Source organism: Hyphomonas sp. CY54-11-8, from assembly GCF_000682735.1.
Lineage (GTDB): Bacteria > Pseudomonadota > Alphaproteobacteria > Caulobacterales > Hyphomonadaceae > Hyphomonas.
In genome coordinates this window covers 1-23,417 of the sequence record NZ_AWFD01000010.1, presented here as the reverse complement: position 1 = coordinate 23,417, position 23,417 = coordinate 1, and the positions used below count along the sequence as shown (strand labels likewise).

General features: G+C 61.6%; 21 protein-coding genes. 9 read left to right on the top strand and 12 right to left on the bottom strand.

Annotated elements, in window-relative coordinates:
• Positions 1 to 305 precede the first annotated feature (305 nt).
• Positions 306 to 2,306, bottom strand: a complete 2,001-nt coding sequence (locus HY17_RS08235) for a winged helix-turn-helix domain-containing tetratricopeptide repeat protein (RefSeq protein ID WP_034765665.1) — start codon at positions 2,304 to 2,306, stop codon at positions 306 to 308.
• 226 nt (positions 2,307 to 2,532) lie between these two features.
• Between HY17_RS08235 and HY17_RS08230 the strand changes: the two genes are divergently transcribed.
• Positions 2,533 to 2,898, top strand: a complete 366-nt coding sequence (locus HY17_RS08230; protein WP_034765662.1) for a hypothetical protein — start codon at positions 2,533 to 2,535, stop codon at positions 2,896 to 2,898.
• Positions 2,899 to 2,991: 93 nt separating this feature from the next.
• Here the strand turns inward: HY17_RS08230 and rplA are convergent, their stop codons facing one another.
• Positions 2,992 to 3,687, bottom strand: a complete 696-nt coding sequence (rplA, locus tag HY17_RS08225; RefSeq protein ID WP_034765660.1) for a 50S ribosomal protein L1 — start codon at positions 3,685 to 3,687, stop codon at positions 2,992 to 2,994.
• A 5-nt stretch (positions 3,688 to 3,692) separates the two neighbouring features.
• Positions 3,693 to 4,139, bottom strand: a complete 447-nt coding sequence (gene rplK / locus HY17_RS08220; RefSeq protein WP_034765657.1) for a 50S ribosomal protein L11 — start codon at positions 4,137 to 4,139, stop codon at positions 3,693 to 3,695.
• A 22-nt stretch (positions 4,140 to 4,161) separates the two neighbouring features.
• Here rplK and HY17_RS20210 point away from each other — a divergent pair, with 22 nt between their 5' ends.
• Both HY17_RS20210 and HY17_RS08215 read left to right on the top strand, forming a co-directional pair.
• Positions 4,162 to 4,308, top strand: coding sequence for a hypothetical protein (locus HY17_RS20210; protein ID WP_155843567.1), 147 nt, complete (start codon positions 4,162 to 4,164; stop codon positions 4,306 to 4,308).
• A 113-nt stretch (positions 4,309 to 4,421) separates the two neighbouring features.
• Positions 4,422 to 4,898: a hypothetical protein gene (locus HY17_RS08215; protein WP_034765654.1), complete on the top strand. Its 477-nt coding sequence runs from the start codon at positions 4,422 to 4,424 to the stop codon at positions 4,896 to 4,898.
• 33 nt (positions 4,899 to 4,931) lie between these two features.
• Here HY17_RS08215 and HY17_RS08210 read toward each other — a convergent pair whose 3' ends face one another.
• The 3 genes from HY17_RS08210 to HY17_RS08200 all read right to left on the bottom strand — a co-directional run bounded on the left by HY17_RS08210 (position 4,932) and on the right by HY17_RS08200 (position 9,147).
• Positions 4,932 to 5,783, bottom strand: coding sequence for a M48 family metallopeptidase (locus tag HY17_RS08210; protein ID WP_051599841.1), 852 nt, complete (start codon positions 5,781 to 5,783; stop codon positions 4,932 to 4,934).
• A gap of 113 nt (positions 5,784 to 5,896) precedes the next feature.
• Positions 5,897 to 7,687 (bottom strand): hypothetical protein, encoded by a 1,791-nt coding sequence (locus tag HY17_RS19320; protein WP_065383093.1) that lies wholly within the window; start codon positions 7,685 to 7,687, stop codon positions 5,897 to 5,899.
• Positions 7,687 to 9,147, bottom strand: a complete 1,461-nt coding sequence (locus HY17_RS08200; RefSeq protein ID WP_034765651.1) for a BON domain-containing protein — start codon at positions 9,145 to 9,147, stop codon at positions 7,687 to 7,689. Before HY17_RS08200 ends, HY17_RS19320 begins: the two co-directional genes overlap by 1 nt.
• 98 nt (positions 9,148 to 9,245) lie before the next feature.
• Here HY17_RS08200 and HY17_RS08195 point away from each other — a divergent pair, with 98 nt between their 5' ends.
• Both HY17_RS08195 and HY17_RS08190 read left to right on the top strand, forming a co-directional pair.
• The gene (locus tag HY17_RS08195) at positions 9,246 to 10,067 is read left to right on the top strand and encodes an RNA methyltransferase (RefSeq protein WP_034765648.1); all 822 of its coding nucleotides are present in this window, start codon (positions 9,246 to 9,248) and stop codon (positions 10,065 to 10,067) included.
• Positions 10,064 to 10,957: a class I SAM-dependent methyltransferase gene (locus tag HY17_RS08190; RefSeq protein ID WP_034765645.1), complete on the top strand. Its 894-nt coding sequence runs from the start codon at positions 10,064 to 10,066 to the stop codon at positions 10,955 to 10,957. The genes HY17_RS08195 and HY17_RS08190 overlap by 4 nt, the downstream gene beginning before the upstream one ends.
• Positions 10,958 to 11,165: 208 nt before the next feature.
• On the opposite strand, the gene HY17_RS08185 is transcribed toward HY17_RS08190, so the two are convergent.
• The 3 genes from HY17_RS08185 to HY17_RS08175 form a co-directional block, all read right to left on the bottom strand.
• Complete coding sequence (locus HY17_RS08185) at positions 11,166 to 14,342, bottom strand: TonB-dependent receptor domain-containing protein (protein ID WP_233348712.1); 3,177 nt, start codon at positions 14,340 to 14,342, stop codon at positions 11,166 to 11,168.
• A 179-nt stretch (positions 14,343 to 14,521) separates the two neighbouring features.
• Positions 14,522 to 15,610, bottom strand: coding sequence for a DUF3667 domain-containing protein (locus tag HY17_RS08180; protein ID WP_034765642.1), 1,089 nt, complete (start codon positions 15,608 to 15,610; stop codon positions 14,522 to 14,524).
• Positions 15,611 to 15,635: 25 nt separating this feature from the next.
• Positions 15,636 to 17,264: a peptide ABC transporter substrate-binding protein gene (locus tag HY17_RS08175; protein ID WP_034765716.1), complete on the bottom strand. Its 1,629-nt coding sequence runs from the start codon at positions 17,262 to 17,264 to the stop codon at positions 15,636 to 15,638.
• Positions 17,265 to 17,461: 197 nt separating this feature from the next.
• On the opposite strand from HY17_RS08175, the gene HY17_RS08170 reads away from it, so the two are divergent.
• A complete protein-coding gene (locus tag HY17_RS08170) occupies positions 17,462 to 17,980 on the top strand; it encodes a hypothetical protein (RefSeq protein ID WP_034765640.1) in 519 nt (172 codons plus the stop codon).
• 184 nt (positions 17,981 to 18,164) lie between these two features.
• On the top strand, positions 18,165 to 19,133 hold the full coding sequence (locus tag HY17_RS08165; protein ID WP_051599839.1) for a mechanosensitive ion channel family protein: 969 nt from the start codon (positions 18,165 to 18,167) through the stop codon (positions 19,131 to 19,133).
• Here HY17_RS08165 and HY17_RS08160 read toward each other — a convergent pair.
• A complete protein-coding gene (locus tag HY17_RS08160; RefSeq protein ID WP_034765638.1) occupies positions 19,112 to 19,390 on the bottom strand; it encodes a hypothetical protein in 279 nt (92 codons plus the stop codon). The genes HY17_RS08165 and HY17_RS08160 overlap by 22 nt on opposite strands.
• A gap of 256 nt (positions 19,391 to 19,646) precedes the next feature.
• The gene (locus HY17_RS08155) at positions 19,647 to 20,081 is read right to left on the bottom strand and encodes a hypothetical protein (RefSeq protein ID WP_051599838.1); all 435 of its coding nucleotides are present in this window, start codon (positions 20,079 to 20,081) and stop codon (positions 19,647 to 19,649) included.
• A 197-nt stretch (positions 20,082 to 20,278) separates the two neighbouring features.
• Here HY17_RS08155 and HY17_RS08150 point away from each other — a divergent pair, with 197 nt between their 5' ends.
• Together HY17_RS08150 and HY17_RS08145 are read left to right on the top strand one after the other, a co-directional pair.
• Positions 20,279 to 21,274, top strand: a complete 996-nt coding sequence (locus HY17_RS08150; protein WP_034765635.1) for a Gfo/Idh/MocA family protein — start codon at positions 20,279 to 20,281, stop codon at positions 21,272 to 21,274.
• 153 nt (positions 21,275 to 21,427) lie between these two features.
• Positions 21,428 to 22,792 (top strand): tryptophanase, encoded by a 1,365-nt coding sequence (locus HY17_RS08145; protein ID WP_034765632.1) that lies wholly within the window; start codon positions 21,428 to 21,430, stop codon positions 22,790 to 22,792.
• On the opposite strand, the gene HY17_RS19315 is transcribed toward HY17_RS08145, so the two are convergent.
• Positions 22,789 to 23,417: DUF4332 domain-containing protein (locus HY17_RS19315; protein ID WP_155843565.1), on the bottom strand; the 629-nt coding region annotated here is incomplete at its 5' end. The genes HY17_RS08145 and HY17_RS19315 overlap by 4 nt on opposite strands.

The window sequence follows — 23,417 nt, the reverse complement described above, 5'->3', positions numbered from 1 at the left end:
AGCGCCTGCCCAGGGATTGGCCGCTTGCCCCGGTAAGCCAAAAACAGGTCAGCCCTGTTTTTCCGAACCGAATCAACGCCTCACCCCGTCTGCATAGGTGGCTAACTTGCCGTTATCGCGTATAAATACGTGACCCATGGTCTAGGACAGGAAAACGGGAGGCCGCCGAATGCACATCGGAGAACTCCCGTCAAGAGCGGGGTGTTAACGCTTTATCCCCAAGCCCGCAACCCCCCTTTGTGAGAAAAAGTCAAGTCCGGGGATTACCGGACAGGCAGCGCCAAGCCTGCATCCGCCTCAGGGGATCAGAAGCACTCAAACTCCTCCTGCCCCTCAGGGCGGCAACGGTCCGGCCATCCGAATTCGCGCCAATATGGCGGCAGCCCGATCTCCGTCATCAGCGCGGCGAAGTCCGGAAGACTGCGCATGTCGGCATAGACCGGCCCCCAGATCCGCATCAGCCGCAGGCGCGTGCCGTCCAACTCGTGCCGCCAGATACGAAGCGCCAGCTCGGGATCGTCCAGCTGCGCGGCGATGGCGGCCAGGATTTCGAACCGGCCTGGATGCGCCCCTGCCCCATTCTCGAACCGGGCCTTCACGACCTGAAGCGCCGCGGCCTGGTCCGGCAGAGCTGCAATCACCGGCGCCAGCAGAGTCCGCAGCGACGGATCGGTTCGGATCAACCGCTCACAAAGCGCTGTCAGGCTTTCCGTTGTCTGCGGGGCCTGCATTTCGATCGTCCAGGCATAAGCATCCCACCCACCCGGTGGCAGCTGCAATGTCCAATAGTGCTCCAGCGATGCCTCTGCCGCTTCATGCCGGCCAAGCAGTGCATAGGCCATGGCGAGCGTCGCGGCGCGGTCCGGGTTCAAGGGGTCTGCGGATTGCCCCCGCTGGGCGATGCTGAGCGCTTCCTCGATCCGGCCGGCGCGCATCAGGAAGATGGTCTGGTCGTGCAGCACGCGCAAATTGGGGGAACGGTCCAACGCGGCCCGGTTGTCCCGCCCGGCTTCAAGCCAGTTGCCGTCCAGCGCCTGGAAACTCGCCAGGGCGGTGTAAGCCTGCGCGAGATCCGGATTGAGCCGCACAACGTCTTCCGCCAGGGCCCGGCCTTGCGCCAGGAACACCTCAGCCTCTTCCGGTGTCGACGCATTCCAGGCCTGCGCACCGATGTTCATGGCCAGCGAAACCCGGGCGGCGCCATAGTCCGGGTCAAGTTCGACCGCCTTGTTGAGAAGCGCCAGCATTTCGCTGCGGTCGCCCATGCCGAAGACATCTGCCTCCCGCGCGCTGAGAAAATAGTTGTAGGCTTCCAGACTGTCGGTGTCGGAGCCGAGGATCCGGTTCGGCTCCTGCACGTTCAACGAAATGCTGAGCGCGCCTGTCACATCCGTCGCGATATCTTTCTGCAGGTCGAACAGGCTCTGGGCGCTGAGCAGCCGGTCATAACCATGCGACCAGACCTGGTATCCGCTTTCGGTATCGATCAGCTCGGCGGACACTTTGATCCGGTCGCTGTCCGACCGGATGCTGCCCGTCAGGACGTGCGACACCCGCAGCTTTTTCCCGATCGCCTGAGCATCAAGTCCTTCTCCCGCGCCAATAGAGGGCGGCGCCCTGCCGGCCACCTTCAACTCATCCAGCTGGGTCAGGAGCGTGCGGATCTCCTCGGACAGGCCGCGCGAGAAATAATCCTGTTCGGTGTTTCCGCTCAGATTCTCGAACGGCAGAACGGCGATGGATTTTTCGGGAACCGCCACCGCCGAACTCGACGAGCGGCCGATCATTACCCCGGTCCACAGCATGATGAAGGCGAGGACGACCAGCGCGGAGACGTAGCGGACCGGGCTGATCTCGGCGGCGCGGCGCCACGGTTCGCGCACGAAAGGGGGGGCCGGTTCCTCTGCCGCGGCGGTCATGGCGGGCGCTTGCGGCGCGGCAGCCTCTTCGGTCACTTCAGCGATTTCGGCGGCCAGCCTGTAACCGCGCTTGGGAATGGTCTCGATAACCGAATGCAGGTCTTTATCGGTGTTGAGCACACTCCGCAGGAGAGAGATCGCCCGTGTCAGGCTTTCATCGGCGCCATGCTCCACACCCCAGACCTGATCAATCAGTTCCTGGCGGGAGATGACTTCGCCGGGCCTGTCGGCAAGCGCACACAGCACTTCCATGACCTTCGGTTCCAACCGATGCCGGTCGGCACCGTCCGATATACAGTTCTGGTCAGGCTCGACCAACAGGGCGCCGATCCGGAATTCGGATCGCTCCCGCTCTGTCTCCGTGCCTGATCCGAACGTGTCTGCCATCGCTGTGGTCGCTGTCTGCCGAAGCTTCTTGACTGAGAATATCCCAACCGGACCGGAATGTCCGAAGCAATCAGGTCAAACTTACTCCTTTAAAAACAGGGCCTAATGTAAACATCAGGTTTTCCTAAGCCTCTCCACAGGACCGAAGCACCCAGTGTGAACAATTGTCAGGCGCAAAGACGGGATCGGTTCAGCTCCCGCCTACTTCCAGATGAGAGGTCCTGACATGAATTTCCACAAAATCCGCTTCGCCTTTGTTGCAATTCCGTTCGCTGTCGCCGGATTCGGCATGACCGCCACCGCACAAACAGGTGATGAGGCAGCCATCAGCTTCAACCGCGGCGCAACCGCCGCCGAAACCTATGCGTCCATCGAGAAATCCGCACGCGATTACTGCCGCGGCATCTATGACGATTCCAGCGCCATCGCCGGCGTCTGGCCGACAGCCGTTTCCAACTGCGCTGCCGAAGTCGTCGATCAGACCGTCAACCAGGTGCAGAGCGCCGACCTGATGGAATACCACGTAGCGGTGACCCGCTCGGTCCAGCCGTCTGAAAACTCCGTCATCATCGTGACGGCCGACAACAACTAAAGGGGCTTCCCCACCCCACCCAGCCCCTGAACGGAAAAGCCCGGCACCTTTCGGCGCCGGGCTTTTCTTGTTCGGTTTGTGACCGGCTCAGGCTTACTGAGAGATCTCTGCCGTGTCGATCGTGACGCCAGCGCCCATCGTGGACGAGAGCGAGATCTTCTTCACGAAGGTGCCTTTCGCGCCGGACGGACGGGCCTTCACGAGGGCGTCGAGGAACGCGTTGACGTTCTTCTCGATGTCGCCTTCAGCGAAAGATGCCTTGCCGATGCCGGCGTGAATGATACCGGCCTTCTCGACGCGGAACTCGACCGAGCCGGACTTCGCGTCTTTGACGGCCTGGGCCACGTTCGGGGTCACGGTGCCGACTTTCGGGTTCGGCATCAGGCCGCGCGGGCCGAGCACCTTACCGAGACGGCCGACGACGGCCATCATGTCCGGCGAAGCGATGACACGGTCGAAGTCCATGAAACCGCCCTGGATCTTTTCCATCAGGTCTTCTGCGCCGACGAAATCGGCACCGGCTGCGGTGGCTTCTTCTGCCTTCTTGTCCTTCGCGAACACGGCAACGCGGACGTCCTTGCCCGTGCCTGCCGGCAGGTTGACCACGCCGCGGACCATCTGGTCTGCGTATTTCGGGTCAACGCCGAGGTTGACGGCGATCTCGACGGTTTCGTCGAACTTCGCTTTTGCGTTGGACTTCACCAGCGCCACAGCGTCAGCGACGGTGTAGGCTTTGTTGGCGTCAACGGTTTCTGCAATTGCGCGTGCGCGCTTTCCTGCTTTCGCCATGGTTCTTACTCCACAACTTCGATGCCCATCGCGCGGGCGGAACCGGCGATGATCTTGGCAGCTGCGTCAATGTCGTTGGCGTTGAGGTCGACCATCTTGATTTCCGCGATCTCACGCACCTGGGCCATGGTGACCTTGCCGACGGTGTCGTAGCCCGGCTTCTTGGCGCCAGAAGCAGGCTTCTTGCCGAGCTTCAGTTTGGCAGCCTTCTTCAGCAGCACAGTCGCCGGCGGCGTCTTGGTGATGAAGGTGAACGACTTGTCCTGGTAGTAGTCGATGACGACCGGTACCGGCAGGCCGGGTTCCATGGACTGGGTCTTGGCGTTGAACGCCTTGCAGAATTCCATGATGTTGATGCCGCGCTGACCGAGCGCCGGGCCGACGGGCGGCGACGGGTTGGCCTGGCCGGCAGGAATCTGGAGCTTAAGCTGCCCCAGCAGTTTCTTGGCCATATTGTCCTCTCGAACGTTTCAGATGGGGCGGTGGTCTTTCGATCCGCCCGGTTACAATGGAGGCTCCGCGGTCTGGCATGGCGTGCCTCCCGCAGAAGCGGCGCGTATGGCGCATCTGGATAGCGGGGTCAAGCGGGACGAGCACGCCGTCAATGTGAAGAAGGCCTGACCCGAATTGCCGGATTCCGGCAGGATCACTGAATCTATTTAAGGTTGCTGAAATATACGGCAGCTAGCGTATTACCGGATTGCCCGGCCAGGGCTCAAAAAGGGAGACTGACCGTGAACTGGCTCGAATTGCTTGTCAGAGCGGTGCGACGCGATCGCCTGCTCCAGTTGGGTCTTGGCGCTTTCGTGATCTTGTCTCTGTCGCTGTTCCAGACGACCTCCCAGAACAGTATGGAAGCCCGCAAATATGCCCCTGGTCCCGATGGCCGCAAGCCACTGGTTGTTAGGGGTCCCATCGACGAATCGACCAAAGAAGAGATGTTCCTCGCGATGATTGCCGGTAGAGCGATCGTCATGGAGTCCCCGAATGGCCGTTCGGTGAGAATTAAGCCACAGCTTAGCCCCGACGAAGCTCAGAAACTTTCGGAAACTCTCAACTCTGTGTTTAAGTTGAGTTGCACAGAAGAGTACGGTCCTGAAATGGAAAAGCTGTTTGCTGGAAAAGACGAGGAAGAACGCAAGCAGTTGGAACAAAGCCGCCAGACGTTCTGCAGAATGACCAGCACTCTGCAGAACGACAAATCTGACTGAGACTTCGCCCTTCAGCAGTTCATCCCTGCCCGGCTACATCAGGGCGTAGCCCTTGGCGTTGATGTATTTCACCAGCTCCTGAGCCCGGCGGGCCGGGTCCGGGTGGGTGGACATGAATTCCGCCGGGCGCTGGCCCTTGGACTGGGCATCCATCAGCTCCCACAGGCGAACGGACTGGCGCACGTCATAACCGGCATTGTGCATGTAATCGACGCCGAGCTTGTCGGCTTCGAGCTCATGGTTGCGGCTGTAGGGCAGGATCACGCCAAACTGCATGGCAGCGCCGCCCAGTGCACCAATTTCGCCCCCATACTTGGAAAGCGTATCGGACTGGGCAATGGCGATCTGGCCGACGGCAAGCCCCGTCTGGGCGAGCGTTGTCACCGACAGGCGCTCGGCAGCGTGACGGCCGACCACATGGCCCGTCTCGTGGCCCAGCACAGATGAGAGCTGGTCATCATTCTCGGTCAGTTCCGTGATGCCGCGATACACACCGACCCGGTTGCCCGGCATGACGAAGGCGTTGACGTCATCGGTATCGAACACCGCCACGTCCCAGCTCTGCCCGGCGGAGATGTCGCCTCTCTGCTCGGCGCCATGCAGCGTCTTTTCCCAGACATGCAGCACGCGGTTCTTCAGCCGGGAGTTCGCGGTCACCGGCGTTTGCGCCTTCAAGTCCGTCCAGGCCGAAGCCGCCATGGAGGCAACTTCCTGATCACCGAACAGCAGGAGCTGGCTGCGCCCCGTTGCCGGGTTGGTCTCGCAGCCGCTGATGAAAGGGAACACCGTACCGGCCGCCATGCCGGAAATGATGGCCCGGCGGGACAGATTCACACGCGGCGCGCCTTCAAAAATGGCGCTATCGATATCGATGAGTTTCGTCATGTGCCTCTCCCTGTTTCAGGCAAATCAAGGTTAGCCGCGCGCCTGCAAATTGCAATCATGCGAACCTATACGCAGGCAAGGTTGGCCGGTTCCGGCTGAACCTTCCCTGAATGTCAGACGCTTTCGGCGTCGCGGACCAGAACAGCCGCCTGCTCCACCCAGCCTTCGCGGGCGATGCGGCCGCCGAAATTGAGATGCTCATCCATCCAGGCGACATTCTCCGGCGTCCATTCGGCAATCTGATCAAAGTGCCAGACGCCCAGCTCGTTCAGCAGGATCTGGATTTTGGGCCCAATGCCGCCAATCAGGGTCAGGTCGTCCGGGTGGCCTTCGACCGGGCCGTTCATCGCCATCGGGCGTTCTTTCAGGACGGTCACTTCGGTTTGGTAGGAAACGTCGGCGTCGTCTGTGTCTTCTTCGTCATCGGACTCATCGTCAGTCTCGTCTTCGGAGTCGTCCGCGTCGGCCCAGGCTTCATCCGCCTCACCGTCATCCTCGTCGGACTCATCTTCGTCGTCGGCGTCCGCCTCGTAATCGTCTTCGGAGTCGTCATACTCTTCAGCGTCATCGTCATCGTACGCCTCGTCTTCGTCGTCCTCGAAGTCGTCTTCCCCGGCCTCGTCCTCGAACTCGGCTTCAGCGTCGTCCTCATAGGACTCGTCGTCGTCCGACTCATCATCCTCTTCAGAGGAGTCCTCATCGTACGACTCCTCCTGCTCCTCAGAGTCTTCCTCGTCGTAAGCGTCGCCGTATTCGTCTTCCGTCTCGTCTGCGTCCGCTTCGACGAAATCTTCCTCGTCATACTCTTCATCCGAGAGCGTATCCTCATCGGCATGATCGGCTTCGGCGAGGGATTCCTCTTCATCGTTGGAGACGTCTTCGAAGCTGGCTTCCTCTGGTTCGACGGCCTCTTCTTCGGACACGTCCTCCAACTCGTCCTCGATGATGACCTCTTTCTCGACGGCCATCTCTTCTTCGACAATCGCTTCAGGTTCGGGGAGCGCATCGAACGCCGCTTCCTCAACAGCGGTGTCTTCTACCTCGTGATAGACGGGCACAGCCTCTTCTTGCGCGGGTGTTTCAGCGGCAGCCTCCTCCGCGCCCCCTTCGAAATAGGCGAGCCGCCCTTCCAGGAAACGGTTGCGCCAGCGCAGGCGCGCCATTTCCTCATTCAGATCGTCTTCCGCGACGATCGGGGTTTCTGCCGGCGCCTTGGCCAGTTCGGCTTCCAGCGCTTCGACACGCTGTTTCAGATAATCGGCCTGCCATCTCAGCTTATCGAGCCCCGCCTCATCCGCAGTTGGCTCGGCCACCGCCACAGGTTCGGCGGATTCGACTGTCGCAGGTGCAGATGCCGGAGCAGCTTCGACCGCCGCCAGCTGGCTTTCCAGATGCTGGACGCGCGCTTCCAGATGCCGATTGCGCCAGATCAGTGTCGGCGCCTCGGCCTCGTTTTCATCACCTTTCGCCGATGCAGCGCCGGCCTCTGCGGATTGGCCCGGCGTGTCATCCGCGCCGCCCCGGTTCGGCGGCAGCACGATGGTTGGCATCTCGCCCTTTGCCCCGGTTGATGCAGGCTCGGCAGCGCCGGTTTTCGCTGTTTCGGTTTTCAGTGCCGCTAATTCGGTCTTTGCCTTCTGCAGTTCCGACGTCAGGTCTGAAATCTTCCGCGCCGAGGCATCGGCCACATTGCCGCCTTCACCTCTCTGGGCCCGCTGGGCGGCAAACAACCGTTCGATTTCGTCACGCGCCTGATCCAGTTCAGTCAGGGCGATATCCTTGTCGACAATGGCCTTGCGCATCTTGCCGGTCAGCAGCATGCCGCGCACGGACCAACCGAGGAGCAAGGCAAACACGGTCGCCCCAGCCAGCACCATCCACATATGTGTTACAAGCCAAGCCATTAGTCGCTCCGTGTCAGAACTCTGATTTCTATCAGCCGGCCGGACACCTGGCCGTCACCATTCTCATTAACCTGCGCAAGCTGGTCTGGGCCATAGCCAAGCGCAGACAGGCGGTCGGGGTCAAACCCCGCTGCCACCATATAGGACACGACCGCTTCTGCGCGGACCTTCCCCAGGGCACTTCCGCCGTCGGAATTACTTGTCCAATCGGAGTGTCCCACGATCTCGAATGCCAGATGCGGCGCACAGCGATGTGACACCGCCAGCAATTTGTCGAGCGCTGGTCCGCTCACGCGGGAAAAGTCCGAACCTGTACTTTCAAACGAGATCGGATTTGCTGCCAGCACCGTGTCGAATCCGGACTGGCAGGCCGCCGCTGGATCCTTTGTGAAATCGATGCCCGACACTTCCGGAACCGGCACATCAACAGGATCGGCCCAGACCGTTGCTTGCAGGCCGGAACCGGCTGCAGCCAGGTTTTGTCTGACCGATTGGATCAGGCTGGCAGGCGCCTCGCCTTCGACGACGAAACCGGCGTCATCCCCGGCAGGATAATAGCCCATCTCACCCGTCTGGAACCGCGCGAACACCGGAAGGCTTGCCTCTGCGAGCGCGACCCAATTGTCGGGCATATCCGGGGCGAGGGTCATCCGGTCGACCACACCCGTGGCGGCATTTGCCTGCGCTGCCCCGAGCAGGGCTAGCCGTTGTGCCTCGTTGCGCACCTTGCCGTCCAGAACCAGCCCCTCGGCGGTGTGCGCCGCCATCCAGACCGGCAGGCCCTTGATCAGCGGGACACCGCGATAAGGCGCGGCAAGCGTGTAGACCTGCGCTGACAGGCGGGCGCGCTCTGCCGGGTCGGTCTCCGTTCCGCCGACGCGCAACGTGTTGCCAATGAGGCGAACCTCGCCCTGATCAAGATCAGACAAAACGCCAAGGCCGAAGCGCGCAACGCCCTGCCAGTTGCCGCCCGGTGCGCCAGCGGCGACTTCCATCCGGTTTTCGGGGATCTGCCCGCCCGAAAGGCGTGCCGCTTCCGCCTCGATCTGGCTGGCGATCATGCGCGAGGGGACGTGACCGGACAGGACAATGTGACCGTCCGCGAGTTTCTCCGCCCGCCAGACAAAGGGCGACATCGGCAAGCCCGGATCGACGGCAACCTCGACAACGGTCACCCCGCCCACGACGACACCGCCACCCCACCCGGAGCGCAGCACGATCTCGGCAGCAGCCATGGCGGCATCTTCCGAAGGGGCAGCCCCCTTCAGCACGGCCCGCTGGCCGTTCATGCGCACATGCGCCCAGTCATATCCGTTTCGGGCAAGGGCGGCGTTGGCATCCTGCTCAAGCTGCGCGGCCAGGTTTGCAGGCCGCTGCGGAGACTGATACAGCCCCCACCATCCCGTTGCCACGAGGCCTACCAGCGCGACAGGCGCCAGCAGGTAATCGAGCATTTTCATTCGGGACCCCGCTAACCTCCTGTTAGGCATTCCCTTTGTGATGGGATGCCCTATTCAGGGACCCGTCGCAAGAGTCCGCCGCACGCGATCCACAACGCATGAAACGCCCGCCAGAAACCCTCACCTCCCCGTCAAACCCGCTGATCAAGTCGCTGAAAGGCCTTGAGCGGAAGAAGGAACGCCAGGCGAGCGGCCTGTTCCTGGCCGAAGGCGCACGCCTTGTGGAACAGGGCCTCGCCAATAACTGGCAGCCTGACACGCTGGTCGTCGCCGCAGCAGTCGCGGACCGCCCGCATATCGCCGCTCTCGCCGACAAGGCGGAGGCTGCCGGCGCGCGGGTCGTACTGGTGCCGGAACGACTGATGTCGAAGATCACGCACAAGGACAACGCCCAGTCCGTTATCGCAACGTTCAAGCAGCGTCAGGTCACGCTTGATCAGCTGGAAGTCCGCATTGGTCCGCAGAAGTCGCTTTTCGTCGCCCTTTATGAAGTGCGCGATCCGGGCAATCTCGGCACCATCCTGCGCACCGCCGATTGCGCCGGGGCGGACGGGGTGATCCTCGTCGGAACCTGTTGTGATCCTTACAGCTTCGAGGCCGTGCGCGCCTCCATGGGCTCGCTGTTCGACATGCCATTCGCCACCGCATCGTACGAAGCGTTCGAAGCCTGGCGCCGCAAGGCCGGCATCGCCTCCGTCGCTGCCTCCATAAACGGCACCGCCCGCCACGATCAGGTGGATCTGCAACAGGATACGATCATCCTGATGGGCAACGAGCAGGCCGGCCTGCCCGCCGATGTCGAAGCCGATTGCGACCAGCTCGTCCTTATCCCAATGCGCGGCGGAGCCGACAGTCTGAACCTTGCGCAGGCCACGGCGATCATGGTCTACGAAGCCTGGCGGCAGCGGGATTTCCAATGAAAACTGAGACGAAATTGCTGGTCGCCGACGACTGGGAAGACTACGCCCTGCTCGATTCCGGGCACCTGCAGAAGCTGGAGCGCTTCGGCAGCCAGACGGTGATCCGTCCCGACCCGCAGGCCTTCTGGGAGCCGGCCCGCCCGGTGGAGACCTGGCGCGCGGACGCTCGTTTCTCCAGCAAAAACAATGATGAAGACGGGTCCGGCAACTGGGAGGTCCTCTCCCCTAAGGCGCAGGACACGTGGCCGATGCGCTGGAACGACCTCACCTTCAATGCCCGGCGCACCGCCTTCCGCCACATGGGTGTTTTCCAGGAGCATTCGGTCCACTGGCGCTTCGCGCAGGTGCAGATCCGCGCGTCGGGGCGCCCTGTCAAGGCCTTGAATCTGTTCGGTTATACCGGAATGATGTCGCTCGCCTGCGCCGCTGCCGGCGCGGAGGTCGTGCACCTCGATGCGAGCCCCAAATCGAACGGTTTCGGCAAGGAAAACCAGTCCCTCAGCGGCCTCGACGACAAGCCGATCCGCTGGATTGCCGACGATGCAATGAAGTTCACTGCCCGAGAAATCCGCCGCGGCAATCGCTATGACGGCATCATCCTGGACCCGCCGAAATTCGGCCGCGGCCCGAAGAAAGAGACCTGGCAGTTCGAGGAAAACCTTCCGGAATTACTGGACTCTGTACGGGATCTGCTGAGCGACCAGCCTCGCTTTGTGATCCTCACGGCCTATGCGGTCCGCCTGTCTTACCTCGCCCTCGCGCAGGCCCTCGCCGACCGGCTGAAGCCGTATGGCGGCACGATGGAGATGGGCGAAATGGCCTTGCCCCAGAAAGACTCCGACCGCCTGCTTCCGACGGCGATCTATGCCCGCTGGCGCGCAGAAGACTGACACGGCGCCACCCGCTGACCGGTTGGATAGACCGGCCGCAGTCGACCATGAACAATCCGATGAATACGAAATATATGGACCGTGAATAGCGGTCCCTGGCGCGCCGTTTTCCGGCGTCTCCCCCTGCGCCCCAAAAAAGAAAACGCCAAAAAGAAAACGGCGGTCCCGAAGGACCGCCGTTCCCGATTTTGCCGTTGGGCGAGCCGACTTAGAAGTCGAACGTCGCGCCGACGAAGAAGTAGCGGCCCAGAGCGTCGTAGCTCTGCGGGTAGGTGTTACCGTTACCCGTCGTACCCGTCGAAGCGGACAGCGGCGGATCTTCATCCAGCACGTTGTTCACACCGAAGCGGAATGCCACCCAGTCCTTCGCGGCCCACTGGCCAGCCAGGTCGATGTAGTTCTGAGCGTCCAGCGTGGAGTCGACACGGCCCGTTGCGCCGGTATCGAGATCCACGGAGCCGATGTAACGCCAGGTTGCCGAGACGTTGAGACCATCGACCGGCGTGACCCAGTTCGCGCGAGCGCGGTGACGCCATTCCGGAGTCGGAGTGAAGCAGTCGTTACCGTACTTGCCGACACAGTCATAGGCGTATGCTGCGTTGCCGACCGGGTCGACGTCGAACTTGTCGAGGTACGTGCCGTTCATCGACAGGTTCAGCGAACCGTAGCTGCCAATGTCGAAGCCATAAGCCATCGCAAGGTCAACACCCGCCGTTTCAACGCCACCGATGTTCACGTTCAGGTCCTGGACGTTACCGGTGCCAACCCAGAGCTGGCCGTTGGCGTTACGCTGGATCTTGCTACAGGCATCCATATCGCCCTGCAGGTAGCAGAGCTGCATGGTGACCGACGCACCAACAGTCGAAATCGCGTCGGAGATCTCAATGCTGTAGTAGTCGACCGATGCCGAGAAGCCCGGCAGGAAGGACGGCGTTGCCACGAAACCAACGGTCAGCGTGTCAGCCTCTTCCGGCTCGAGGTCCGGGTTACCACCCTGCAGGTAGTTGTACTGACCAGCAGGCGATTCCAGAGCACCGGAATTGGCCTGAGCAGCGTTCACTTGCCACGGGTTGGACCCGATACAAGCTGAAGCAGTCGCGGTGCCGTCACCGGCCGGATCAGTGAAGTCGCAGAGGTCATCGTCGAGGTCGAACAGGTTGAAGCCCTGGGCTTCGAACAGGTCGACGACGTTCGGCGCACGAACAGCCTTCTGATAGCTGGCACGGAAGCGAATGTCCGAAGTCGGAGCATAGTCACCACCGATCTTGTACGCGTCGGACGAAATGCCCGTCGAGTAATCGGAGTAACGATAAGCACCTTCGACCGACAGAAGCTCGACACCCGGCTTTCCTTCGATCAGCGGCATCTGGAATTCCGTGAAGGCTTCATAAGCATCCACAGTACCGGAAAGACCGATCGTCGGGCCGCCCTGGCCAGCACCATCACCCGTTGCGAACGAGTTGTCGGTGATCGATTCCAGGGAGTCGCGGCGGTACTCAGCACCGATAGCGATCTGCAGGCCGGAATTGGCCGACGGGGACTGGAAGCCATACTGGCCCAAGTCACCGGTCAGGACACCGGTAACGATGTTCTGCTCGGTCGTACCGTTCTGCAGCAGCGGAACCTGCAGGTAGTTCAGCGCAGCGTCGGTGACGCCACCAACAGTCCACACATTGTACGGCACACAGTTCGGATCGGTGCCATCAAGCACGGACTGACAAACTGGTTCACCCGAGTCCGGATCCGCAACAACGTCCATGGCGCGGTTCAGGCGCGTCACGGAGAATTCGTTGGTGTAGGAACGAGCCAGGGTCACCTGAGCATAGGACGCAGACAGGTCATAGGACCAGCCCGGAGCCTTGTACAGGTCGCCACGGAGGCCAACAACGCCACGGTAGGTCTGGTAACCGAGGTTATCGGTACGGCCACCACCTTCGACGTTACGACGACCGAAGTAAGCCGGCACAACACCGTCGAACGGCGTCAGAGCGAGCGAACCGTCGCCTGCGAGGCTCGGCGCACTACCCGTGATGGCGTTCTGCATGCCGAGGGTTGCGTCCACCCAGGCCTGACCGACAGCGGCATCTTCGAAGCCGGCGATGAAGTCTGCAACTTCATCGTCAGCGGTATCCGGATCGTCGATGATGTCCGGAACCAGGTCGATGGCGCAGAGACCAGCCTGCTGGTTGGACGACAGGAGCGGGTTGTCACAGCTGACACCCTGGGTCACGAAGAAGTTGCCGGAAGGCGCAATCTGGGCCTTCGACTGATAATCCATGAACATGAACTGGGTGTAGGCTTCGACATAGTCATTGATTTGGTAATGACCGTTGAAGCCGGCAGTGTAACGCTCGTCCGGACGCTGGTAGTAGTTCAGCGGACCGTAGTTGTACTGGTAAGCACTGGACCACGGGATGAAGTCGCTGGTGGCCAGGTCGAGCGAGTAGTTGAACGAGTTGAAGTCCGTGATGCGTCCCGGATAGGACGTGGACGAACCACCGCAGGTGAAGTCGCCGGTGTCAGAATCGAGACCTGCTGCACAAGCGGAGTAGTCACGGTTGCCCTGAAGGACGGCGTCGTTGTTCCGATAGCCGAGCCATGCGGTGAGGTTGCCGCGGCCGTCATCGGTGTTGACGCCCATGATGGCGGTGATCTCTTTCGAGTAGCCGTCATCGACATTGTCGTCCGGCAGAGCGAACTGCGCCGGGTTGCCAACGGAACGCTGAGCGATCACGTCGCGGAGCGAGCCGTTCGTGTCGTAGTCGTTGTTGTGCTGGTAGAAACCGTACTGGGTATCAATCTGCACACCTTCGAAGTCGTCCTTCATGATGAAGTTGACAACGCCGGCGATGGCGTCCGAACCGTAGACAGCCGAGGCGCCGCCCGTCAGGACGTCAACACGCTCGATCATCTGGGCCGGGATCAGGTTCAGGTCGGCTGCCGGGTCGTTCGGCGAACCGTACGGCATGCGCTTGCCGTCAACCAGGACCAGCGTACGAACAGCATCGCCGCCGAGGTCGAGGTTACGCAGCGAGACCGTTGCCGTACCCGTGGCACCGTTCGAAACGGTGGAGTTCTGTGCGGCAAAAGCCTGCGGCAGCTGGGTGACAAGGTCTTCGACGCGCGTCACACCCTGCAGTTTCACGTCGTTTGCGGAAACCGAGGTCACCGGGCTGGTGGTGGTCATGTTCGGCTGCGCGATGCGCGAACCGGTGACATACACCGTTTCCTGGCGTGCGGTTGCGTCTTCCGCGGCCGGTGCCACGGTATCGACTGCTTCGTCTGCTTCCTGGGCAACGGCGAGCATGCTCGCCTGCGCCATAAATGCTGCACCCGCGATAACGGACGAAGCAAGCAGGCGGGACTTCATGGATTTCCCGTTCACTATATTACCTCCAAAAGTTGAACTGCGCTTGAGGACAAGCGCGTGCCCGGACCCCTGAAATCCGGACTTGGGCATATCGATAAGGCTCACGTCACGTCAGCGTCAACGTGCTGTTACCGTTCTGTCATCGAAAGAAGTGGGGTGTGGTTTATTTGCCTCAGTTTGCGAGGCAAACCCCGTCAAGTCAGGAGAAAACTGAGGATAACCAGCCCAAGCGCCAGCAGAAACAGCACGGTTATGCCCAGAATCAGTAAAATGGAGGTACGAAGCGCCGCCATGAAAAAGCCGGTTCCATAGGCCACGCGGAGCTGGCGGTGGAGATACCAGACGCCCCAGACGATCCCGATCGCGGACAACCAGCCAGCGCCGACGTGCAAAAACGCCCCAACGAGCAGCAACAGGGTCAACAGGCTGTAAACAAAGGTCTGGAAATGCAGCGCCGTGATGACGTGATCATACACGTAAACCCTGCGGTGCCATGCATACATGACCGTCAGCATCAGCGCCAGAAGCGGCATGAACATGAGGCTGAAACGCGGCGCCCATTCCCGCATCCGGGCGCCAAACCGGTCCTGGTTTTCAAGGACATTGGCGAGCCGCTCCCCTGCCCCCCTGATCGTCTCGACCTCCTCCGGCGAGGCATTCTCATCTGTGGTCAGGTCAATCATCTCGTTGAGGGCATCCCGGTCCACCGTGCCGGTTTCCTCGTTCATGAACGGAATGCTTGAGCCGGACTCAAGGTTCTTGAGGGCAATTTCCAGCCCGGCGCGGCTTGTGGGGTCAAGCGTCTCATCGGCGAGCTGTTTCTCAACGGCCGCCTTCACCTGCGCCCGTTCCTCTTCGGACATGCTCACGGCCGATCCGGGGTTGAGCTCCCAGTTCTGGTACCAGCCGAGCCGCTCTCCCAGGCCGAACACGGTGAGGAAGAACAGGACCGACGCCAGCAGGAACAACCGGAACGGCGGAACATAGCGCGCACGCTTTCCGTCCAGATAGTTCCGCGTCATCCGGCCCGGCCGGAACAGCAGCAAGGGCACCGAGCGCCACAGCCGGCTGTCCAGCGCGAACGTGTCCGCCAGGCTGGACATGACCAGGCTGAAAAAGGGCCGGTGGAAGTTCGACGCCAGCTGTCCGCAGCGCGAACAGTAGCGCGCGTCAACCGGCCCGCCGCAGTTCCGGCAGGGCTCGCCCTGCGTGACCGGATGATGGTCGCCAGAGGTGAGGCCGCCAAGGGCCGCAGCCCCGGCCGCTTCCATGTCGTGGCTCATGCCGCTTCCCTCTTTTCAGCGACGCCTATTCGGCCGGTTTGATACCATTCTTGCACATGAAGCGCGAACGGTGCTGGTCCTTGGCATTGTCCTCATAGCCGGTCAGATCCGGGTCAACGAGGTTCTTGGTAACCTGGAACCACATCGGCGTGATCGGATAGTCGTTCAACATCAGATCTTCGGCTTCAGCGAAGGTCTCGGCCCGCTTCTTCAGGTCGAGTTCCGCATTCGACCGCTGCAGCAGTGCGTCATATTCCGCATTGTTGTAATTGCCGTAGTTCTGCTGGCCGGTGTCGGATTTCAGCAGGTAGAGGAAGTTGATCGGATCATCGAAGTCCGCGACCCAGGCCGCGTCGGCCACCTGGAAGTCCGACTGGCGCAGGCGGGCATAAAGCACCTTGGTATCCTGCTTGATGATGGTCGGCTTCACCCATGGCGCAATCTCGGCCCAGTTGGCCTGCGCGACCGGCGCGACCTTCGGATTGTCATCCGTCGAGCGGTGGATGTATTCGAACGCCAGCGGGTTGTCCGGGCCGAAACCGGCCTCTTCCAGAAGGCGCTTGGCTTCGGCGAGACGCTCCTGGCGGGGCATGTTTTCCCATTCCACGTGCGGGCGCAGCGTGTCGTAATTGTCGATCCCCGGAGGCACCATGGAATAGGCCGGCACATAGCCCGGTGTCAGCACGCTTTTCACCATGAACTCCCGGTCGAGCGCCATGGACAGCGCCTTGCGCACGCGCACATCGTCAAACGGGGCGATTGAGGAATTGAACGTCCAGTAGGTCGTGATAAGCGCCGGCGTGGTGCGGACCCAGCCCGGCAGCTTGGCCTCGATCTCGGCCTGACGGGCGCCATCGAACGCATTGTTGATGTCGAGTTCGCCGGCCTGGATCTTGTTCTCGACCGAAGTCAGGTCTTCCAGTTCGAAATAGACCACGCGGTCGAAGCAGGCATCCTCGGCGCCAAAGCCGGTCGGATTCTTGTCCGCCACCAGCTGGTCGCCGGTACGCCAGTAAACCAGCTTGTACGGACCGTTCACCACGATGTTGTCCGGCTGGATCCAGGCATCGCCATAGGTCTCGATCGCATGGCTCGGCACCGGATAGGTCGTGTAGTGCGACAGGAGCCCCGGCAGGTAAGGCGCCGGATATTCCAGCGTCAGTTCCAGCGTTTTGTCGTCGATGGCGCGGGCGCCAAGCTCTTCCGGCGGCAGTTTGCCTTCATTGATCGGCGCCGCGTTCTTGATGAGGTAAAGCAGCGAGGAATATTGCGATGCCACTTCCGGGGACTGGATGCGGCGCAGGCCGTAGACGAAGTCATCCGCCACAACCGGATTGCCGTCGGACCAGTAGTAATCGCCGAGATGGAAGGTCCAGACGAGGCCGTCCTCGCTGGTTTCCCAACTCGTCGCCATGCCGGGTTCCGGACGGGCATCGACGCCATCGGTGGTCAGGCCGATGAACATGTCGCCAATGATGATGTTCTCCCACTGAGCCGAAGACTTGTGCGGATCGAGCGTATCGACCTTGGCCGAAATACCGCGCCGCAGTGTCGGCACATCGCTGGCAGATCCGCCGCCACCACCTCCGCAGGCAGCCAGGACAAGGGCCAGAGCGCCGGTGGCCATCAGGCCCCGCATACGGGAGAAGATCATGCACATACTCCTAAAAGGTCTCAATCTTGGATCGTTTGCTGCCAGATGGCGACGTAAATGAAAAGACTTTGCTGAATTTGAATGAACGGAAGCTGAGTTTGCCGCAAACTGCGGCCTCCCCTTCCCGAGCCTGTCCGGATTTGCCAGAAATGGGCCTCAAAGGGGCGCGAAAGCCCACCATTCCGAGGAACGCCGCCATGAAACGCCAGATCGCCCTCATCGCCGCCGCCATCAGCCTGGCCGCCATGCCGGCCCTGGCCGAGGACGTGTCCACGTCCGACGTCTATGCCTGTAAGGACATTGTCGCCGATGCAGACCGGCTGACCTGCTATGATGCGGCCGTCGGGCGCCTGAAAGCAGCAGAAGAAGCCGGCGAAGTGAAAACCTTCACCCGCAAGGAAGTCGAGGAAGTGAAGCGCGACAGTTTCGGTTTCTCCATCCCGTCCCTTCCCAAACTGGCCTTTGGCAGCAAGGACGAGAGCGGCAAGTCCAAATCGGATGAGCTGAAGGAAGTCACTTTTCCGATCCAGTCCATCGGTGGCCGGCGCGGCGCCCTGGTGATCACGCTTGAAAATGGCCAGGTGTGGGAACAGACGGACGACAAAGGGGTCAATCCGCGTGGCCAGAAGGAAGCCCGCATCTACCAGGCCGCGCTCGGCAGCTACAAGATGAAGCTGGACGGCGGCCTGGCCTTCCGCGCCAAACGGGTGAAATAACGCCCAATCCCTGCCCGCCAGCGTCGTTTCGGCAGGAAACGCGGGGGCGGCTGTTGAACCATCGCAACCCTTTCGCGTATCCGGACGTATAAGACACGTCACCGGAAGGAGCCCTGTCATCGCCGGCGAGGTTAACGCGAAACAGACCGACGACCGCTCGAAGCGCGAAAAGCTGAAGCGGGCGATGCGTATCCGCTGGCTGAAGCGCGCGCGGCCGCCTGCCCTGTTCGTCCTGATTGGCGCGGCCATCCTGACTGTCCCGCACACCGGCCTGACGCCCGACTGGGAGAAGCTCGGCGACTGGCCGGATGTGCTGGCCTCCATCTGTTTCATCGCCGCCACCGGCTGGACCATCGGCACGCTGGTCGACGGGCTGATCAAGCGGCGTCTGGCCAAGCTGAACTTTCACGAGGCCGACAATCTGCAAGCCCGGAAATCCGCGACCCGCCTGGACGTTGTCCGCCGCATCTGGGTTGTCGCGGTCGGCGTGGTCACCGTCGCTGCGGCCCTGACGCTGATCCCGGGCGTGAAACAGTTCGGGGTCAGCCTGTTCGCCTCTGCCGGGATCGCGGGCATCGCGGTCGGCATCGCGGCCCGGCCGATGCTGTCAAACCTGATCGCCGGCCTGCAGATCGCCTTCACCCAGCCGATCCGGCTGGACGATGCAGTCGTGCTGGAAGACGAGTGGGGCTGGATTGAAGAGATCGGCCTGTTCTACGTCGTTGTCCGCATCTGGGACTGGCGGCGCCTGATCGTTCCGCTTTCCTATTTTATCGAACAGCCCTTCCAGAACTGGACACGGAAATCTGCGAACATCATCGGCAGCGTGTTCTGGTCGCTGGACTATCGCGCGCCGGTTTCCGAAATGCGGGAGAAGCTGGCCGAAATCTGCCGCGCGACACCGCTATGGGACGGTGATGTCGTGAACCTGCAGGTGACGGATACCGGCATGAACACAATCCGCATACGCGCATTAGCCAGCGCTAAGAATTCCCCCGACGCATGGGACCTGCGCTGCTTCATTCGTGAAAAGATGATCATCTGGCTTCAGGACAAACACCCTGAGGCCCTGCCCCGTATCCGTAACGAACTCGATACCCTGCCCGAGGGCGCCTTCGACGGGCGGGCAGTTCAGGCCGGGCGTATGGAATAGACGGCCGTCGCGGTCATCACGATCGTGCCATTGACCGTCGCCGAGCCCCCCGCGAAGAGGATGGTGCGGGTGCGCCGGTCGATACGGCTCTCGAAGCTGGCTTTCGAAGCGTCCTCGATCCGGGCGGAGACATCCACGGTCACCGAGACCAGGTCCACATGAGACGGCACGCAAAGCGTTTCGGCTGCCGTCCGGATGGCTGCCATCAGATCGAGCGCAAGTTTCTCATCCGCCTGAAGCGTCGCAGTCGCCGTCATGAGTGAATTTCCCCTGTTCGTTCGCCCTTCCATAAACAGGCAAAGCGCGAAGGGAAAGGGCCAGGCTGCCGGGAGGGTGATTTGGCGGCCTGGCCCTTGGGTAAATAGACACGTCTTGCTGGGGTGGGGGGACACCAGACGTATCGGGCCTGTTACGCGGCAATCCGGTGGCTGGATCACCCGGCTATGCAAGATTTCCTCAGGCAAAGAAAAGCCACCCGGTCAAGGCGGCGTTTCTTTTCGTATTTTCAGAGGCTTAAGCCGCCTTGGTGTCGCTGTCGTCGGCGGTGATGTTGCCATCGAGATCGGAGCCGACAAGGTCCCCCAGATGGCCGAAGCCGGTCAGGCCGTGGACCTCTTCCATATGGGCCGAGATCGCCGGCAGCAGCGCGCCGATATGCTTGTGGTCGAGACCGATGGCATGAAGCGCAGTGATCATCTCGCGCGCGACGCGGCGCTTGCCGCCCGGCGTCTGTTCAATCATGCGGGCGATTTCGCCGACCGGGGCGCCGAGCTCGCTGCCCGTGCGGGCTGAAAGTGCGCGTGCCCCGGGAATGGTCGTGAACATGGCTGTGGCGAAAGGCGAAGCCTGGCGTTCGGCGGCATTGAGCACGATACCGAGGGCCTGCTTGGCAATAGGGTCCGCAAGGCCGCTCGTTTTAGCGATGTGCGCCGTAAGATCATTCATCATTGGCGTAGGCACTCCTAAGATTAACGGCCTTGGGATGTTCCATTAACTCGCGACAGCCTTTCTGTTTGGTTACCGGATCGGTGAAATTCTGAAGATTGCAGCAGGGTCTTGTTAAGAATATCCGCGCTGCTGGCTGCGCGCTGATTTACGAACCAGCCCCGCATTGCCACTATGCGTGCCTGAAGAAGGGGCCAGGCATGATCCGGATCGGTATACTCGGCGCGGCGAAGATTGCGCCGCTTGCCATCATCGAACCGGCGCGGCGCCGGACGGACTGCCGGGTTGTTGCCGTGGCTGCCCGCGATGCCGGGCGCGCCGCCGCCTATGCCGAAAAATATGGGATCCAGCATGTGGCGGAGAGCTATGACGCGCTGATCGCCCGGGACGATGTGGACCTGATCTACAACGCCCTGCCCCCGAACCGGCATGCCGACCTCACCGTCGCCGCCCTGAAAGCCGGCAAGGCCGTGCTGTGCGAGAAGCCGTTCGCCATGAATGCCGACGAGGCCATGGCCATGACGCGCGCCGCGGAAGAAATGGGCCGGCCGCTGGTGGAGGCATTCCACTACCGCTTCCACCCTGCCTTCCTCCATGCGCTCGGCCACATCCGCAGCGGGCATGTCGGGAAGATCCTGTCCATGGAGGCGGCCTTCTCGGTGCCCATTCCCTACCGGCCGGGCGAGTTACGCCACACGCTGGAAACAGGTGGCGGGGCGCTGATGGATCTTGGCACCTATTGCGTCCACATGGTGCGGACCATGGCGGGCGCCGAGCCGTCGGTGGCCTCGGCCGAATGCCATTGCGACCAACCGGGCGTCGATATCTCGACTCACGCACGTATGGTGTTCCCGGGAGATGTCACCGCGTCGATCATGACGTCCATGGCGGAGACGGTCTCCCGTCGGCTGCAGCTGCATGTCGAGGGCACAAAAGGATCGCTGACCTTCAACAATCCGATCCACCCGTCTCACGGGCACAAGATCATCCTGCAGCAGCACGGCCAGCCGGAACGGACGGAGACCATCCCCGGTGACAGCACCTATGACCACCAGCTGGCACATATGGTGGATGTGCTCGCCGGGCGGGCCGGGCCACTGACCGGCGGCGAGGATGCCGTCGCAAACATGCGCGTGATCGACGCAATTTATCGCAGTGCCGGCCTCTCGCCGCGCGGCAGCAACGCGGCATCTTGAAAACCGCAAAAGCCCTTGATATCGGATTTCCATTGCAACAGGCGCTGAGCGCGGTCGCGTCACCAAGGCGAGGCAACCGCGGCGCAGGATAAGTCCTGTGCGCGAAGCCTTCGGGCAACCTCCAGGACTTTTAACAAGCCCGGAGTGAGCCAAATGAAAACCATTATTGAACCTTTCCGCATCAAATCGGTCGAACCGATCCGCATGACCACGCGCGAAGAACGTGCGGACCTGCTGAAGGCGGCGAAATACAATCTCTTCAAACTGCATTCCGATGACGTGATCATCGACCTGCTGACCGACAGCGGCACCTCCGCCATGAGCGCGGCCCAATGGGGCGCCGTCATGACGGGTGACGAGAGTTATGCCGGCGCGCCCAGCTTCTACCGGTTCGAAGCAGCGGTCCGTGACCTGATGAACTTCGAGCACATCATCCCGACCCACCAGGGCCGGGCGGCGGAGCACCTGCTTTTCAACCTGATCGCAAGGCCGGGGCACATTATCCCGTCAAACACCCATTTCGACACGACGCGGGGTAATATCGAAGCGGCAGGCGCCGAGGCGGTGGACCTGCCCATCGCAGAAGGCAAGGTCCCGTCCCTTGACCATCCGTTCAAGGGCAATATGGACCTGGACGCGCTCGAAGCCCTGCTCCGCGAGAAACGCGATTCTGTTCCGGCCGTGATGATGACGATCACCAACAATGCCGGCGGCGGCCAGCCTGCGAGCCTCGAGAACATCCGCGCCGCGGCGCAGATCGCCCAGCACTATCGCAAGTCCTTCTTCATCGACGGTTGCCGCTTTGCCGAGAATGCCTGGTTCATCAAGCTGCGCGAACCCGGCCAGCAGGACCGTAGCATCAAGTCGATCATCCGCGACATTTTCGAAGTCGCGGACGGCATGACGATGAGCGCCAAGAAGGATGCCTTCGCCAATATCGGCGGCTGGCTGGCACTGCGCGACGATGCGCTGGCCGAACGGGCCCGCACCCTGCTGATCCAGACCGAAGGTTTCCCGACCTATGGCGGCCTTGCAGGCCGGGACCTCGACGCCATTGCGCAAGGCCTCACCGAGATCATCGACGAGGATTACCTGCGCTACCGGGTACGGACGAATGCCTATATTGCCGAGCGTCTGGACGCGATGGGTGTGCCGGTGGTGAAACCGGCGGGCGGCCATGCCGTGTTCGTGGATGCCCGCGCCTTCCTGCCCCACATTCCACCGCTGGAATATCCAGGCCAGGCGCTGGCCTGCGCGCTATACGAGATGGGCGGTATCCGCGGTTGCGAGATCGGCACGGTGATGTTCGGGCGCAAGCCGGACGGCAGCGAGGAGCCTGCTCGGATGGACCTTGTGCGCCTCGCCATGCCCCGCCGCGTCTACACCCAGTCGCATGCCGACTATATCGTTGAAGTCTTCGAGGAGCTTTCCACTTCGAAGGACCAGCTGGGCGGTTTGAAAATCGTGAAAGAACCGCCGATGATGCGGCACTTCACGTCAGAGTTCGAGCCACTCTAGGCCGCGTCGCGGGCGCGTTCGATCCACTCTTCGACCTCTTCTTCCATGAAAAGGTCGTCTCCGCGGCGGACGCGTTCACCTTCCGGAGAGTTCAGGAATTCCGTGGCCAGAAGGAACAGGGTGCGCGCAGGCGCCTCAGCCAGTTCCTTGCTGGTGCGGATACCGGCGCCGACCATGATCTGCACGTCGTGCACGCGCAGGCCCGGCACTTCCATCATCAGCTTCGTCTGGTCCTGCCAGTCTCGCAGGGTTTCGGAGTCGATATAGTGGACGTCCAGCAGGAAAGCCGTCTCCTCGATATCGCAATCGAGCAGGTCGCCAATCGTGTAGATGCCGGCTTCTTCAAGACGCGCGGCCGTTTTCGGGCCAATGGACGGCGCATCGACGACCGGGTTCTCCCGCGTCAGGCCGGACGAGCGGACATGCGGTTCATCGTCGGAGGCGTCATCTTCTTCTGAAGCGGCAATCTCTTCCACCTTGTCGCCGGACTCCTCTTCGTCCGAGTCGTCATATTCCTCGGCTTCGTCGTCGTCTTCATATTCGGACTCTTCGTCGTCTTCTTCCTCGTCATACTCGTCGGACTCATCGTCCTCGTCGTATTCCTCATCATCCTCGTCTTCGTCGA